Origin of the sequence: Enterovibrio litoreus (assembly GCF_045679545.1) — a bacterium.
Taxonomy (GTDB): Bacteria; Pseudomonadota; Gammaproteobacteria; order Enterobacterales; family Vibrionaceae; genus Enterovibrio.
Genome location: NZ_CP166194.1, coordinates 960,928 through 974,361 on the forward strand (window position 1 = coordinate 960,928; position 13,434 = coordinate 974,361).

Sequence of the window (13,434 nt, forward strand, 5' to 3'; positions counted from 1 at the left end):
ATAAGCACTAACATCGAAGTGCTTTGGGTATCACGCTATCGGAGTGCCACATATGAAAACAAAACTTGCCTTGTTGTTGATGGCGCTACCACTGTTTGTTTTTTCGACAGCAGAGGCGGCAGAAGATCTCGATGAAATGAACAACCCAGACGGCATACCACCCATGACGTTACAACCTGATCCCTTTCCCAAACCCGCGTTAGAGCCGGGAAATGCTGAATTGCCGCAAGCTGTGACCGACTATCAACTCCAGCAAGACGAGCAGCAGCCGTACTTACATAGCGAACAAATGCAGAATTTGGAAAATCAGGATGGTTCGGAAATGTCGGACTATCAGAAAGAAAACCTGTCGCTTGAATAGCAGCGGTCGAGAGCAACGGATGTTTCTACTCAGGGTGTTGTTCTTTTCTTAACGGCGATCTCTTTCTAAGAGGCCATCTTTGAAAATAACAATGGCCAGCATTTCTGCTGGCCATGTTAAGTTTTTAGCGTTTGGCTTGGATGCGTTCAGTTTGCCCTGTTCATTGGGGATCAGGGCAGGACAACCAGATTGGCGTGACTTAACTCGTGCGCTTGCGCAGCAATCCTTCTTGTACTGCTGATGCCACCAATTCGCCGTTCTGGTTATAGATACAGCCACGAACCAAGGCGCGAGAACCGCTGGCAGATGGGCTGTCGATAGCAAACAGCAACCACTCATCCATACGGAATTCACGGTGGAACCACATGGCGTGATCAATGGTCGCCATTTTCAATCCCGGCGACATCAACGTGACACCGTGTGGTTGCAATGCCGTGACCAAAAAGCCCCAGTCAGAGGCATAACCCAGCAGATATTGGTGAATACGGAGATCGTCCGCCATCTTGCCGTTCGCGCGTATCCACAAATACTGCTTTGCTTCGTGGACTTCGGGCGCAAGTGGGTTCACCACCACTACAGGACGCACCTCAATAGGGCGTTCTCCACCAAAAGTATCAATGATGGGTTTTGGTAAATGCTCAGCAATAGAAGCGACCAATTCTCTTTCTGACAACAAGCCCTCAGGGCCGGGTACGTTAGGCATGGTGAACTGATGCTCAAAGCCCGGCTCATTAAGGTGATAAGAGGCCGTTAAGTAGAAAATCGGCTTGCCTTTTTGTACCGCTTTCACGCGACGAGTGGAGAAACTTTGGCCGTCTCGAAGGTTTTCAACATCGTAGATAATGGGCTTTTCAGGATCGCCAGGGCGAAGGAAGTAGCTATGAAAAGAGTGAACGAAACGATCGCTCTCAACTGTACCTTTTGCCGCAGAAAGCGCCTGTCCGATAACTTGACCACCATAAACTTGAGGTAAGCCAAGGTCTTCGCTTTGCCCTCTGTATAAGCCTTCATCGAGCTGTTCGAGGTTAAGTAATGATAACAGTGCGTCAAGTTGTGTACTCATAGTGCTCCTAGCAGAACATAACGGGATGAATTCAAATGAGTTGACAGAAAAATGACAGAATTCTCTCAATCTCCGCATATTTCCGAACTTTTTATTGGATTATGCTTCTAATTAGTCACTGAATATTATTCCAGTCTGTGATCTCAAATCCACAATTGTTGAGAGGACAAACCTCTCGTGGTGTTAAACTGTTGTTATTACTGTCAATAACATTGTCGCCTTGGAGTGCATGCAATGAAAAAAGCGTTTTATGGTTTCTTCTTGGCGCTTGTCGCTGTGGTCTTTACCGCGTGTAGCGGCTTCACTAAGGAACCCGATATGGCGACAGTTAACGGTGACGTTTATTACCTACAACGCATCGCGCTTCCTGATAACGCTAAGCTGACGGTGACGCTTGCGGACGTGTCACATGCTGATGCGCCAATGGAAGTGATTAGCAGCCAATCTTATATGACAGAAGGGCAGCAAGTCCCATTGCCATTTAGTCTAAGTTATTCACCATCAGAAATTAAACCGGGTCACACGTATACCGTGAGTGCGCGTATCGAAGTAGATGGTCAATTACTGTTTATTAGCGATACCGCGAACCCAGTGATTAATGACCCCGCGAAAACGCAGAACGTCAGCATTCAGGTGGTGAGCGCGGTTCGCTGATCATTTACGACGTGATCAGAATAACAGAGGGGAGCTTAGCTCCCCTTTTTTCATGCCGTTGTCATCATCTTTTTTCGATCAAGGCTCAAGCCAGCCTGCAACGGTTTGGATGGGATCGCCTCCGCCTTGCGGTGTTAGCCAGACCGCGATAGCCGACGGTGTTTCTTCTGTGTTCTCATCCAACACGAACTGCCAATGTCGCTGACCAGTTTTGGCGTCAAAATCCACTACCACAAATTCATGTTCAAGGGTTTTCCCTCGGTTCTCGCCACGTTTCACTTTCGTGGTGACGTCCATTGCCAATAAAGCAAAATTCGCATTCAGCCGTTCATTGCCGCCATATTCCACTCGCAGCGTGTTTCCGTTTATCGACGCTTTTAATGTGGATGCCGCTGGGCCATTGGTGTAAGGCACAGATTGACGAGCAAAAAAGCCTCGCCATTCTTGGTCGTTAATAAACCAGCCGGGGGTGTAAACGCCACTGGCACCACTTTGCGACACTTTCTGGCGCTGACGCTGACTAAAATCAGGTTTGGAGAAGCGATCCGGCCAGCCGATGTAATTCCAGTAATCGACATGGAACGCCATAGGGATCACCTGTGTCCACAACCCATCGCTGGCTTTCAGTTGATTGAGCGCGGCTTCTGCGGGTGGACAACTGCTGCACCCTTCTGACGTGAACAGCTCCACCACAGTGGCAGGTGAGCCGCTATTTTCAAAGCTTTGGGCAAGCGCAGGCAATGTTGTGCCCATGGAGATGGATAAGAGCAATAAGCGCCCGATTCGCATAGCAGCATCCTGCATCGTGAGGTTACTCGCGTGAGTGGGGGGTATATTCAAAGACCTTAATAACCCCTTTTTGCTTTCATCAAGACAGGAATGATTGCTCGCACAGAATAAACAGACGCAAACTAAGACCAGAGAGAAACAAGAGAAGAGAGAAACAAGAGAAGAGAAAGAGAGAGGGGGTAAGCCATGACAACATCAGAAGACGGCTACATTGTTGTGTTAACCACGTTTGCCAACGAGCATATCGGCAAGCGAATCATCGAATCGTTACTAGAGAAAAAACTGGCCGCTTGTGTTCAAGTGATGCCGATTCAAAGTTACTACCATTGGCAAGGCAAAATCGCCGAAGATGCCGAAAAGCAAGTGATGATCAAAACGCAAAAATCGCTCTACAAAAAGATAGAGTTAGAGATATGCCGTTTGCATGATTACGACGTGCCGGAGATCATCCAACTGCCAATTGAGCAAGGGCTAGAAGCGTATCTAGGATGGATAACCGAGAGTTGCGATCAGGAAACGAATTAAAAGTTAAAAGCTAAAAGCCCAAGACATTTCATCAGCGCGTTTGCTTCTCAAGCTGGCAACCCATCCCAGCGAAAACGTCGCAACGAGACTGTGCCGTTATCTTTTACCTCAACGCCGTCATCCAGCAGTTTTTCGCGTTGACGATCGAAGCGTTCACCAATCATCGAAATTTTGCCTTGCCCATTGATTACCCGAAACCAAGGTAGACGACTATCTTTGGGTAAGGAGCCTAATAACTTGCCAACATGACGCGCATGTCTCGGGAAGCCCGCCATTTTTGCGACATCACCGTAAGTTGTTACTTTTCCTTGGGGTATCTGTATCAAGACCGCATAGATCTGATCGTCAAAATTAGGCATATTGATATCGAGCACAATGAAAAAAGAAAAGGGTTATTGCTCGCCATCATATCAATTGTGAACAGAAATTGTGGATAGGAAAGCAGCAGATTCTCTTCGCTGCGAAGATAACTCTCAAGGACAAGCAGAAACAAAGACAACCCACCAAGATGATATTGGTTCGATGTCAGCATAAGGCGCAAGGAGGTGCGGTTATGTGGTATGCGACAATGTTAATGGTCACCGCCGCTGTCATGGTTATTGGAGCGGCACTCTCCGCCGCCATTGCCGACGGCAACATTCCGCTGATTGCTTTCGCAATCCCAGCGCTGTTTTTTATTGGTTCGGGCGGCATTGCTGTCTGGTTACTTGCCATTGGGCTTATCGGTTTTGGCGCACTTATGCCATACCAACCTATTGCCATCTCGTTAAGCCTTTGGATGATCCTGCCCGCACTCGTGCTCATCACGGGAGAGCGGCGCAACTGGCAAGTATCACTGCTGGTTATTTCTGTGGTGATTGCCATGGAATGCGGCGTATTAGCCTTGCAAGGGGATCAAAAACTCGGCGGCGCCATGAGCTACACCTTGCTGCAAATCTTATGCGTGATCACCGTCTGGGTGTCTGCGTACTTCTGGAAGCCAGTAAAAAACCTGAGCTGGTGGCCAGTGCTTTTGATTTTGGCCTTGCTGGCAGGTGGCTGGTTACAGGCTGCATTACTCGCGTTTTGTGGCAGTGTGTTAGCGATAACATTACAAGAATTACAACGTGTTGGCGGTGAAGCTCGGGGCGACAAACTTAGCGTGATCTTACCGGCCATTGCTTTTGCTACCATCGTTGTTTTCCCGCAATTTAGCGTGCCTAACCCCGTGTTCGTCGCGTGGCTGTTGTCACTGACTATTGCATGGTTAGGCGATTACTTGCTCAACGCGGAAAACGAAGAAGAGTAGGGCGGGCAAAAACTCACCAGTTGAACAACGATAGCCAGATAAGCCCTTGCAATGGGCTTAGGGTTCACACATAATGCGCTCGAACCAACGGTTTCTTTCATAAGAAATTGTTCGGTAAAAGAATCTATGGAGGCCTCCTTGGTCCTCCCGCAACACTATCTTGTGTAATGGGTCAGATCCGGAAGGAAGCAGCCCCCGCTTGGGACGTGTGTGCCGGGATGTGGCTGGGGAGGCTTCCACCCTTCTAGCGTTCTTGTTTCTGACACCATAAGTCTGCAAATTAGCACCATAAGCCTGCAAATTGACACCATAAGATTGCACAACTACAGTTATTTGTAATAAAACAACATGCGGTAAAAGCCCATGTATCGTCGCAATCTCAAACACTCTCGCGTAAAAAACCTCTTTAAATTCGCAAGTATAAAGAACAATTCAGTGCTTACTGTCGAGTCAGCTCTTGAGTTCGATAGCTGCTTTCACCTCGAATATTGCAAAGAAATCGTTAGTTTCGAAGCGCAGCCCGAAGGTTTTTACTATCCCTTTTTGGGAAAAAGGTTGCCTTACACGCCTGACTTTAAGGTTCGCTATGCCGATGGCCGTGATGCATTTCTTGAAATAAAGCCTTTAAGCAAGATTGAAGGTGATGAGTTCCGACAGAAATTCATTGCTAAAATGGAGATGGCGAAGTCGTTAAATTGTCCTCTCTCCCTCGTTACAGATAACCAAATCAGAGTTAACCCTGTCCTTTATAATCTAAAATTGTTGCACCGCTATACAGGTATTGTTGGCGTAAATGTCATTCAGGCACAGTTGCTAAAGGTGGTGAGAGCAAGTGGGTTAGTCTCCATCAACGACCTATCACAACGGATTCATGTCCCTAGTGGAGAGTTAAAAGCCAACGCTCTGGCGTTAATTTCACGTGGGCAATTGCAGGCAGAACTGAACAAAGAGAAATTTGGTATGCACAGCGTGGTGTGGGTTGGAGCATGAACTCCAGCGATTGCGACAATAGCCTACCACTGTTCAGCAATGAATTTTCGCCGTCATCGAGTTCGGAAAATAGACCAAATAGTTCCCCATCCAAAGAACCACAAAAGCTGATAGAAAGAGATCTTGATAGCTATCCTGCACACCTGAAAGAAGAAGCCATCAAACGCTTTCGGCTACTCGCCTTTATCAATAAAAACCTCAATGGTGGCTGGACACCTAAAAACCTTAACCCGCTCATCCAGCAGCATTTTGAAGAAACAGGCCAATCAGACCCACCAAAAAGCCGAGTAGTGTGCGATTGGCGGAAAAGCTATGAATTGTCGGGTGGAAAGATCACAGCGTTGGTTCCAAAGCATCATCGAAAAGGTAATTACGAATTAAAAAATACCGGTGATGGCGCAATTTTTCATGATGCGCTGGAGCGATTCTTAAACGCTCGTAGACCTTCAATGACAACGGCCTATGAATATTACAAAGATCAGGTGTTGCTCAACAATGAAGGAGTAGTGGAAGGAACAATAAAGCCACTGTCCTATTCTGGCTTCAAAAAACGCATTAAGCAGCTTCCTCCCTATCAAGTCGCTGTCGCAAGGCATGGCAAATTCATGGCAGATCAGTGGTATGGACATTTCAGTGCGCACAAACCACCTACTCGCATTCTAGAGAAAGTTGAGATTGACCATACACCTCTCGATCTGATTTTGATTGATGATGAGCTTCTTGTTCCGCTCGGTCGCCCGTACTTAACGTTACTCGTTGATGTGTTCAGTTCCTGCATTGTCGGCTTTCATCTTGGCTATAGAGCACCAAGTTATGACTCAGTGAGTAAAGCCATTATTCACGCAACAAAGCCAAAGGATTACCTTGATAACATCGCGAGTGATTTCCAAAACGACTGGCCGTGCAGCGGAAAAATCGAGACGTTAGTTGTCGATAATGGCGCAGAGTTTTGGAGTGAGAGCCTTGAGCAAGCATGCTTAGAATCGGGTATTAATATTCAATTTAACCCTGTTAGAAAGCCGTGGCTCAAGCCATTCATCGAACGGCTTTTCGGTACTATCAATAAGAAATTTCTCGACCCTTTCCCTGGTAAGACATTCTCGAACGTATTGGAAAAAGAAGAGTACAACCCAGAGAAAGACGCGGTGATACGCTTCTCTACGTTCATTGAGTTATTTCATCGTTGGATAATTGATGTATACCATCAAGATTCAGATTCTCGACACTCCCGTATTCCGGCCAAGTTGTGGCAGCAAGGTTATGATGACTTTCCTCCACTTGCGATGACGCAAGAGGATATCGACAAACTCACTGTTGTTATGGGAGTGAAATGGCAGCCGACACTTACTCGGCTCGGTTTCAAAATCAAGCATCTGCGATACGATTCACCTGATTTGTCTGAGTATCGAAAGCGATACCCTCAAACCGAAAGCAGCCGCAAGAAATTGGTCAAAATTGACCCTGATGACATCTCCCGAATCTTTGTTTATCTCGAAGAATTAGAAGGGTATTTGGAAGTGCCTTGCGAAGATCCAATTGGCTATACCAAGAACCTTTCATGGCACCATCACCAAGTCATTTCTCACGCTCATCATAAATTCATTGAAGGCAGTGTTGATGTGCTGAGCCTAGCGAAAGCGCGACAGGCGATTCACCAAAGAGTGCTTCAAGATCAGGAAACTTTCCAATTAATACCCAGCAAAAAGAAACGAATGAAAGGGCAGCGAAAGTTAGCCGAGTTCTCGGGCGTTGGCAGTGAAGGGAAAGCGAGTGTCGCGTTACCTAATCCTGAAAAAGCTGACGCTAGCCAAAAAGAAAAGGGTCAGACGCTGTTTGACAATTGGGATGACATGATCAGCGACTTAGATGGGTATTAACGTGAAGCGCATGACGGAAGAGCAAAGCATCAAACTCAAAGCCTTCTGGGATTGCTTTGTTGAATATCCGCTGCTGAAAGAAATCATGAGTGATTTCGATAGGTTGAGAGAAAATCGACTGCTTGGTGGTGATCAGCAATGCATGTTACTGACGGGTGATACTGGCTGCGGCAAGTCCCACCTTATTCGTCATTATCAAAGCCGACTTCAATCTGACCCCATCAGTAAGTTTGATTCTTTGCCAGTGCTGGTCAGCCGCATCCCAAGTAAGTTCACGCTGGAAGAAACGGTTTTGCAACTGCTCAAAGATCTTGGGCAATTCGGAACCACCGCCAGAGGTCGTTCAAGGATCACGACGGATTCCAGCCTGACTTACTCGCTTGTCGAGCTGCTTAAAGTGAAGCAAGTAGAACTCATTATTATCAATGAATTCCAAGAGCTTATCGAATTCAAATCAGTAGAGAAGCGACAAGCGATTGCGAATCGCTTCAAATACATCTCAGAGGAAGCTGGCGTACCTATCATTCTTGTCGGTATGCCGTGGGCTGAGATGATAGCTGAAGAGCCTCAGTGGTCGTCTAGGTTAGTTACCCGCCGATCTATTCCTTACTTTAAGCTTTCGGAAGACCCCATTCACTTCATTCAGTTTCTAAAAGGCTTGGCTAAGAAAATGCCGTTTGATACTCCACCAAAGCTAGAAGCCAAACAGATTTCCGTTGGACTATTTGCGGCGAGCAGAGGCGAAATGAGAGCGTTACGGCATTTGATAAACGATGCAGTGAAAGACGCGGTGTTTGACGGAGAGCGTGAGTTTGACATGCAGCGACTGCGAAATTCTTACGCGAAGCTTAACTCGAAAAAGCTGAACCCGTTTGATATTCCTTTCAATGAGCTGAGACTTTCTGAAATTGAACGATACTCAGGTTACAACCCCAAAGCATTGAGCAGTGACGAGGCTTTGACCGACAGGGTGTTCAGCAAAAACATTCCAATAAAAGAGCTTCTAAAGAAAAAGGCGTAGTGCTGGTCTTTTAAACCTAAGTAATCCTTAGTACATTTGTTGACGTGATACTAAGAGAATCTTAGTTACTTATCCTAAGTAGCTGAAGATTTATGGAATCACCTTTCCCAACTAGACTGCGTGCTGCGCGTAAAGCCGCAGGTATGACTCAACAACAGTTAGGCATAAATCTCGGTATGGATCCCAACACAGCCAGTGCGCGCCTCAATCAGTATGAAAAAGGTAAGCATGCACCAGATTACCAAACAGCCAAGAGACTCGCTGATGAGCTTGGTGTGCCTGTTGCTTACTTGTATTGTGACGATGATATGTTGGCTGCTTTGCTACTAGCAGCATCTAAACTCTCCCCAAATAAACAGCAGGAGCTGCTGGATAAAATTCGGGCAGACTTCTGATCATTGCCTGCTAGAGTTGAAAAATTTGATGGCTTAAAATTGGACATTTCTAAGTTAGCGGTTTTGTGCATCAAGCAGATGTTGGATTAGATCAAGTATTGCAAGCGCGTTTTTGCTGGCTTAAATACTCGGTCCGATTTCGCTACGTCGGCACGGTCCTAGTGAGCACGGCAACCACAATAAAGAACAGGCTAGCACCGTAAACACGGGGCTAGCCATATCAATAATGCCGAATGTAACGCATCACTTTGATTGTTTTGTTAGGGCTTGACTGTTTTGGAGAGGTCAATGAAGTCTCTTGCTCCCGGCTTAAAGCCTAAAAGACAGTCAAACATGTCTTCCGTTGGCTCTGGTAACTTATCGCGAGAAAGAGACTTTCGAGTGTCATTAACTAATCTTGCTCTAGTTAAAAATTGACTACTTTTTCCGCATTTCTTTTTCATCATTTAAAAACCTAATGATATCCGTATCAGTAATGTCGTCCTTACAATATGCTGTAATTCTTCTCGGCTCTGACGAACCTGTTTTACGATAAGCTTTTGATTTCCTTTCATTACATACACTTATCGTCTTAGTGACACCATCAACATTTGACTCCCATACTTGGTGAGTCTCAGTTGGTTTATACTCCCAGTGTAGTATGGAACCATCAATATCAGCAAGTGCGTTTACTACTTCAATAGCTGATCCAAAGCGATCTCCTGGATTAACTTTTAAGCATTTATTTATGGTTCGTTGTAATTTTGTAGGTATGTGCAATGGATATGCTTCACGATCTGGAAACTTACCCGATATTACATCTTGACCAAACTGCGGGCCTGTCTGGTAAACAGAAAATTGTTCATCAAAAGCTTGATCACCTACGCACATTCTGTACATAGTCAAACCAACTTGATAGATATCAAACCTATTGTCAAACTCACATTCTCGATTTCCAAATACCTCTGGAGGAAATTGCTTAACGTATAACTTAGGTTGTTTCGCTACACCTTCTTTATCCATAACTTTTGTCAATCCGAAATCTGCCAGCAATGCTTCATTGCGATTGGAAATCAGAACATTATCAGGCTTAATATCAAAATGAATTAATCCTTTCGAATGAACATTATGTAAGCCGTTAAGAATATGTGTTGAATAACGAATAATTTCCTTTGTCGTTAAAAACCTTGTCGACATAAGGCGCTTAAGTGAACCATTTTTATAATATGGTGACGCCACATATATTTTTTTAGCATCTTCACAGGCGTAACTAACCTGTACAACATATGGATGGCTACTACGATATAAAGTTCTGGCTTCTGAAAAATAATCAGCAGCAGAGAAGTTATCGTTTTTCTCGACTTCTTTTATGACCATTTCAGCATCGAGATATTCATCATGAACACGATAAACTTTTGAGTTTTGTCCTTCTTGCCCAATCTCTTCAATCTTTTTAAAAGATACTTGTGCTTTCTGATATGGATACATTATGCTAAAGCCCCCATTGCAACTAATGCAGCCTCTCTTGCATTATTATTTTTTAGCAACTCCCAGTGACCTAACAATTCATAACCATTACTACCTTTAATAATCAATTCTAACTGCTTAGGTTTCATATTTAATCTAGATGCAATAGATGTTTTTCTACCTGTGAAATACTTGTTAACACTACTGCTAGCAAACGCCTCTTGTATGACACCTTCTATATGAAGCCTAGTTACATCTAAGTTTTGAGAATTACTCTCAGCTATTCTTATGCCAGCAATACTTATTGTATACTCTCTTAAAATATCCAAAACGCAGCTTCTTATATATTTCAACTTTTCAGGAAAATCCAGTGCTGCTGGAACTTTAATGCATTCATTATTGATGATTGTAAAGTTATCTCCTTCACAGTTAATAACAACAAATGTTGTTTTTTTTGGTTCAACCCTAATCCCAAGAATTTTCATTTAATTACGTCCATTTTATTTTTATCTTAACGCGGTTTGAAAGCCCTAACGCCAAACTCTCGCGAATCCCCTCATAATTTCTCGCAAAAACAATGAGTAGATGCGCGACATTCAAATTCTACAGCAAACTCTTGAAGACCAATGCCCTGACATTCACAAAAAACGACTTAGATCTCTTATAGTTGCCACCCCAAAAGTGTCCTCAATGGTGCTGATTTAACCTTAACCAAACTTGGCAGAAAACTTGAAACTGTAATGATCTCTTCAGGAGCTATTTTAAGTTGAAGATCAGACAAACATCGGTCCCTGATACCCACTCAACTTTTTACCCAAATATCAAACTCACCTAAGCGGAGAAGAACCGCTCACGTATAGAAAAATATCAACATCTTGTTCTCCAGAAAATTGGGAGCGAAGCGAGTAATTTTCCCGAGTTCAACAACCTGCTAGGCCTTTTCGTTAGTAATGACTTTATCATATCCTCCTTCAGGCCGGTGTATGCGGGCTTCAAAACCTGAACTAGCCGACTTTGTTTCGTTAAGAAACTGCATTAACTCAATTAATTTTAATTGAGCTTCTACCGGATCGGAATCATCATTCAACGGTCTTGTTTCAGTAAAGAAAAGAATGAAATCTTGCCCGAATTTGTCATAGCCACATTTCATGATAGCCGCTGACATTCCTCGGTTTTCTGTTTGAAAGGAGCAGCTTAGTGCATTGCCCCACGCTTCCATTTGTGAATGCTCACAAAAACCAGACATTAGAAAACATATAACCGCATCTTCAAATCTATCTTCATGCGTCAAACTAATTGCTAGATGGAACCAAACTTCTCCGCACAGCACATCCTTCTCTTTTAAATGAGAAATAAAACTCTCTTCATCACCCCTAATTAGTGATTCTATATCATACTCTCCACGAAAAGGGGTCTGTTCTTCAACGCCTAATGTTTCAACGATCGCTTGTAAGCAAATACTTTTCAGGTGCCATTCAGAATCAAAGTTATCAGTATCATCAATTTCAAAGTAACGATGAAATTCATTAAGTGATTTTCTAAAGTTGCCTGAATACATCAAAGAGTCGGCATATAGACCAAGCACATGTAGACTAAACTCTGCATCAATTGATGCTTTATAAAACTTAGACGAGTAGCGGTAACGCTTAAGTAAGAAAAGACAACTAGCCACTTCTGATAGCCAATAGCTTCTCTCTTTATATCCTTGAAAAAGCTTGGCAGCGTTATTGTAGTGTTTTAAGGCATCTTTAAGTTTGTCGCCTGTTGCTCTCAATATATTGGCATGGTTATATTCGACGACTGCTGCTATTTCATTTATGTCTCTCTTCTGCAATGAGTCACTAATTTGGGAAAGTGATTTAGACAACAGACTTTTATCCGAAGCCTTTATAGATCCATAACATTTAATGATTGACATTAAAGCGGCCTGTGCTGCATTTATTCCTTCGTTTTTACTGAATAAATCTTCCGTTAGTTCTAATGCCTGTTCATGTTGTCTGGCTTGAATAAGACCTGCAATAACTGCCGATATCACTTTTATGTCATGCTTTAGCGTCGATGCTTTGATGTTATCTGAAAGCAAGCGTCCAGCTTCAACCCTGTAGCCTCTGAAAAACAAACCTAGGCCGATTGCTACAAAAATGTCACTCGTAATGTTATCCCGAAGTTTTTCGCTCAAACCATCTTTAAAGTGCAAGCATGATCCAGTTCTATTTGCTAGAACAACATGTAACTTCTCACTATCAAAGATAACGTAGCTCGGAGGTTTTTCATTATTGTTTGGTGAAAAACTAATATCTAGAATGTCATTGTAATTATCCGACATGCTCATAATTTGAGCGGTCAGCTTTGCTGCTTCTGATGCTAAAGGGAAATCAGGTGTAAAAAACATTGGCAGCGAAATCGGAAAAGGGTACTTGTTTCCTGTTAAGGATAAGTATTCATTTAGCTCTGACTCTATAGATTTTTCGCGCCCTTCAAACCAGGCATTTGATTCATCGAAATTAAAAGCCAAGCTGTTTTCAGTTGTGGATTCCCAATAAGGGTCAAAAGAATGAAACCATCTAGTATAAATTTTCTTGCTTACAGCTAAATACCTAACAACCAAAACGGGTAAGTTTAGACTGTCAAAGTAATTTGCCTTTTCCACCGGCAGTCGCAACTTTAGTGCTTTGTTTAAATTATCTTCGTCAGTAGCTTTAAGCTGAAGCAAAAACTTTCGACCCGTTGCGAAACCCTTATCGTCAAATATTTCAACTTCACCATCGATACCATAATCATCTGTTGGGGTTCTGTATACCCAAGTAGATGGCAATTTGGACTGAAGTTCTCTTACCGATTCAGTTTCTAGCTGATGGTTGCGATGTCTTTTAGGGAGTTTCATTCTAAATCCATTAATTTTGATAATCCGGAAGCCTTACACTTTATGAATCGACAGGCTGCTTTTCTAGTAGCTTCTCACCTGATGATGTCCTTATAACCACCTAAATTATCACATAAAAATAAGCAACCACCACAAATCTCC

The 13,434-nt window shown here is 43.7% G+C and carries 14 protein-coding genes, 1 other RNA gene and 1 pseudogene; 10 read left to right on the top strand and 6 right to left on the bottom strand.

From position 1 onward, the window contains the following. The first annotated feature begins 52 nt into the window (after positions 1–52). Entirely contained in the window at positions 53–361 is a 309-nt protein-coding gene (locus AB8599_RS04200; protein ID WP_407332535.1) for a hypothetical protein, read from the top strand. A 199-nt stretch (positions 362–560) separates the two neighbouring features. On the opposite strand, the gene tesB is transcribed toward AB8599_RS04200, so the two are convergent. Continuing rightward, positions 561–1,424, bottom strand: a complete 864-nt coding sequence (gene tesB, locus AB8599_RS04205; protein ID WP_407332536.1) for an acyl-CoA thioesterase II — start codon at positions 1,422–1,424, stop codon at positions 561–563. A 234-nt stretch (positions 1,425–1,658) separates the two neighbouring features. Between tesB and AB8599_RS04210 the strand changes: the two genes are divergently transcribed. Further along, complete coding sequence (locus tag AB8599_RS04210) at positions 1,659–2,078, top strand: YbaY family lipoprotein (RefSeq protein ID WP_407332537.1); 420 nt, start codon at positions 1,659–1,661, stop codon at positions 2,076–2,078. Positions 2,079–2,156: 78 nt separating this feature from the next. Here the strand turns inward: AB8599_RS04210 and AB8599_RS04215 are convergent, their stop codons facing one another. Continuing rightward, positions 2,157–2,867 carry a DUF1223 domain-containing protein gene (locus tag AB8599_RS04215; protein ID WP_407332538.1) on the bottom strand — a complete coding sequence of 237 codons (711 nt, stop codon included), beginning with the start codon at positions 2,865–2,867 and terminating at the stop codon, positions 2,157–2,159. A gap of 186 nt (positions 2,868–3,053) precedes the next feature. On the opposite strand from AB8599_RS04215, the gene cutA reads away from it, so the two are divergent. Next, complete coding sequence (cutA, locus tag AB8599_RS04220) at positions 3,054–3,392, top strand: divalent-cation tolerance protein CutA (RefSeq protein ID WP_407332539.1); 339 nt, start codon at positions 3,054–3,056, stop codon at positions 3,390–3,392. Positions 3,393–3,439: 47 nt separating this feature from the next. Here the strand turns inward: cutA and AB8599_RS04225 are convergent, their stop codons facing one another. Next, a complete protein-coding gene (locus AB8599_RS04225; RefSeq protein WP_407332540.1) occupies positions 3,440–3,751 on the bottom strand; it encodes an MGMT family protein in 312 nt (103 codons plus the stop codon). 194 nt (positions 3,752–3,945) lie between these two features. Here AB8599_RS04225 and AB8599_RS04230 point away from each other — a divergent pair, with 194 nt between their 5' ends. The 6 genes from AB8599_RS04230 to AB8599_RS04255 all read left to right on the top strand — a co-directional run bounded on the left by AB8599_RS04230 (position 3,946) and on the right by AB8599_RS04255 (position 8,963). Next, positions 3,946–4,680 (top strand): hypothetical protein, encoded by a 735-nt coding sequence (locus AB8599_RS04230; protein WP_407332541.1) that lies wholly within the window; start codon positions 3,946–3,948, stop codon positions 4,678–4,680. A 136-nt stretch (positions 4,681–4,816) separates the two neighbouring features. Beyond that, an RNA gene (gene ffs / locus AB8599_RS04235) (signal recognition particle sRNA small type) lies at positions 4,817–4,913 on the top strand. A 130-nt stretch (positions 4,914–5,043) separates the two neighbouring features. After that, positions 5,044–5,670 (top strand): Tn7 transposase TnsA N-terminal domain-containing protein, encoded by a 627-nt coding sequence (locus tag AB8599_RS04240; RefSeq protein ID WP_407332542.1) that lies wholly within the window; start codon positions 5,044–5,046, stop codon positions 5,668–5,670. After that, a complete protein-coding gene (locus tag AB8599_RS04245) occupies positions 5,667–7,547 on the top strand; it encodes a transposase (RefSeq protein ID WP_407332543.1) in 1,881 nt (626 codons plus the stop codon). Before AB8599_RS04240 ends, AB8599_RS04245 begins: the two co-directional genes overlap by 4 nt. Further along, positions 7,537–8,568, top strand: a complete 1,032-nt coding sequence (locus tag AB8599_RS04250; protein ID WP_407332544.1) for a TniB family NTP-binding protein — start codon at positions 7,537–7,539, stop codon at positions 8,566–8,568. The genes AB8599_RS04245 and AB8599_RS04250 overlap by 11 nt, the downstream gene beginning before the upstream one ends. Positions 8,569–8,660: 92 nt before the next feature. Continuing rightward, complete coding sequence (locus AB8599_RS04255) at positions 8,661–8,963, top strand: helix-turn-helix domain-containing protein (protein ID WP_407332545.1); 303 nt, start codon at positions 8,661–8,663, stop codon at positions 8,961–8,963. Between the two features lie 417 nt (positions 8,964–9,380). Here AB8599_RS04255 and AB8599_RS04260 read toward each other — a convergent pair whose 3' ends face one another. Further along, a complete protein-coding gene (locus AB8599_RS04260) occupies positions 9,381–10,430 on the bottom strand; it encodes a serine/threonine-protein kinase (protein WP_407332546.1) in 1,050 nt (349 codons plus the stop codon). Then, positions 10,430–10,894, bottom strand: coding sequence for a hypothetical protein (locus AB8599_RS04265; protein WP_407332547.1), 465 nt, complete (start codon positions 10,892–10,894; stop codon positions 10,430–10,432). The genes AB8599_RS04260 and AB8599_RS04265 overlap by 1 nt, the downstream gene beginning before the upstream one ends. A gap of 100 nt (positions 10,895–10,994) precedes the next feature. Between AB8599_RS04265 and AB8599_RS04270 the strand changes: the two are divergent. Then, positions 10,995–11,140, top strand: a pseudogene (locus AB8599_RS04270) (transposase); the annotation flags it as partial. 200 nt (positions 11,141–11,340) lie between these two features. On the opposite strand, the gene AB8599_RS04275 reads toward AB8599_RS04270, so the two are convergent. After that, positions 11,341–13,293: a DUF4365 domain-containing protein gene (locus AB8599_RS04275; protein ID WP_407332548.1), complete on the bottom strand. Its 1,953-nt coding sequence runs from the start codon at positions 13,291–13,293 to the stop codon at positions 11,341–11,343. Positions 13,294–13,434: the final 141 nt, after the last annotated feature.

Excerpts from the sequence above, each read along its gene's own strand:
- AB8599_RS04200 (WP_407332535.1), top strand. The coding sequence starts at position 53 with ATGAAAACAAAACTTGCCTTGTTGTTGATGGCGCTACCACTGTTTGTT.
- cutA (WP_407332539.1), top strand. The coding sequence starts at position 3,054 with ATGACAACATCAGAAGACGGCTACATTGTTGTGTTAACCACGTTTGCC.
- AB8599_RS04250 (WP_407332544.1), top strand. The coding sequence starts at position 7,537 with ATGGGTATTAACGTGAAGCGCATGACGGAAGAGCAAAGCATCAAACTC.
- AB8599_RS04240 (WP_407332542.1), top strand. The coding sequence starts at position 5,044 with ATGTATCGTCGCAATCTCAAACACTCTCGCGTAAAAAACCTCTTTAAA.
- tesB (WP_407332536.1), bottom strand. The coding sequence starts at position 1,424 with ATGAGTACACAACTTGACGCACTGTTATCATTACTTAACCTCGAACAG.
- AB8599_RS04215 (WP_407332538.1), bottom strand. The coding sequence starts at position 2,867 with ATGCGAATCGGGCGCTTATTGCTCTTATCCATCTCCATGGGCACAACA.
- AB8599_RS04275 (WP_407332548.1), bottom strand. The coding sequence starts at position 13,293 with ATGAAACTCCCTAAAAGACATCGCAACCATCAGCTAGAAACTGAATCG.
- AB8599_RS04225 (WP_407332540.1), bottom strand. The coding sequence starts at position 3,751 with ATGCCTAATTTTGACGATCAGATCTATGCGGTCTTGATACAGATACCC.
- AB8599_RS04260 (WP_407332546.1), bottom strand. The coding sequence starts at position 10,430 with ATGTATCCATATCAGAAAGCACAAGTATCTTTTAAAAAGATTGAAGAG.
- AB8599_RS04245 (WP_407332543.1), top strand. The coding sequence starts at position 5,667 with ATGAACTCCAGCGATTGCGACAATAGCCTACCACTGTTCAGCAATGAA.
- AB8599_RS04210 (WP_407332537.1), top strand. The coding sequence starts at position 1,659 with ATGAAAAAAGCGTTTTATGGTTTCTTCTTGGCGCTTGTCGCTGTGGTC.
- AB8599_RS04230 (WP_407332541.1), top strand. The coding sequence starts at position 3,946 with ATGTGGTATGCGACAATGTTAATGGTCACCGCCGCTGTCATGGTTATT.
- AB8599_RS04255 (WP_407332545.1), top strand. The coding sequence starts at position 8,661 with ATGGAATCACCTTTCCCAACTAGACTGCGTGCTGCGCGTAAAGCCGCA.
- AB8599_RS04265 (WP_407332547.1), bottom strand. The coding sequence starts at position 10,894 with ATGAAAATTCTTGGGATTAGGGTTGAACCAAAAAAAACAACATTTGTT.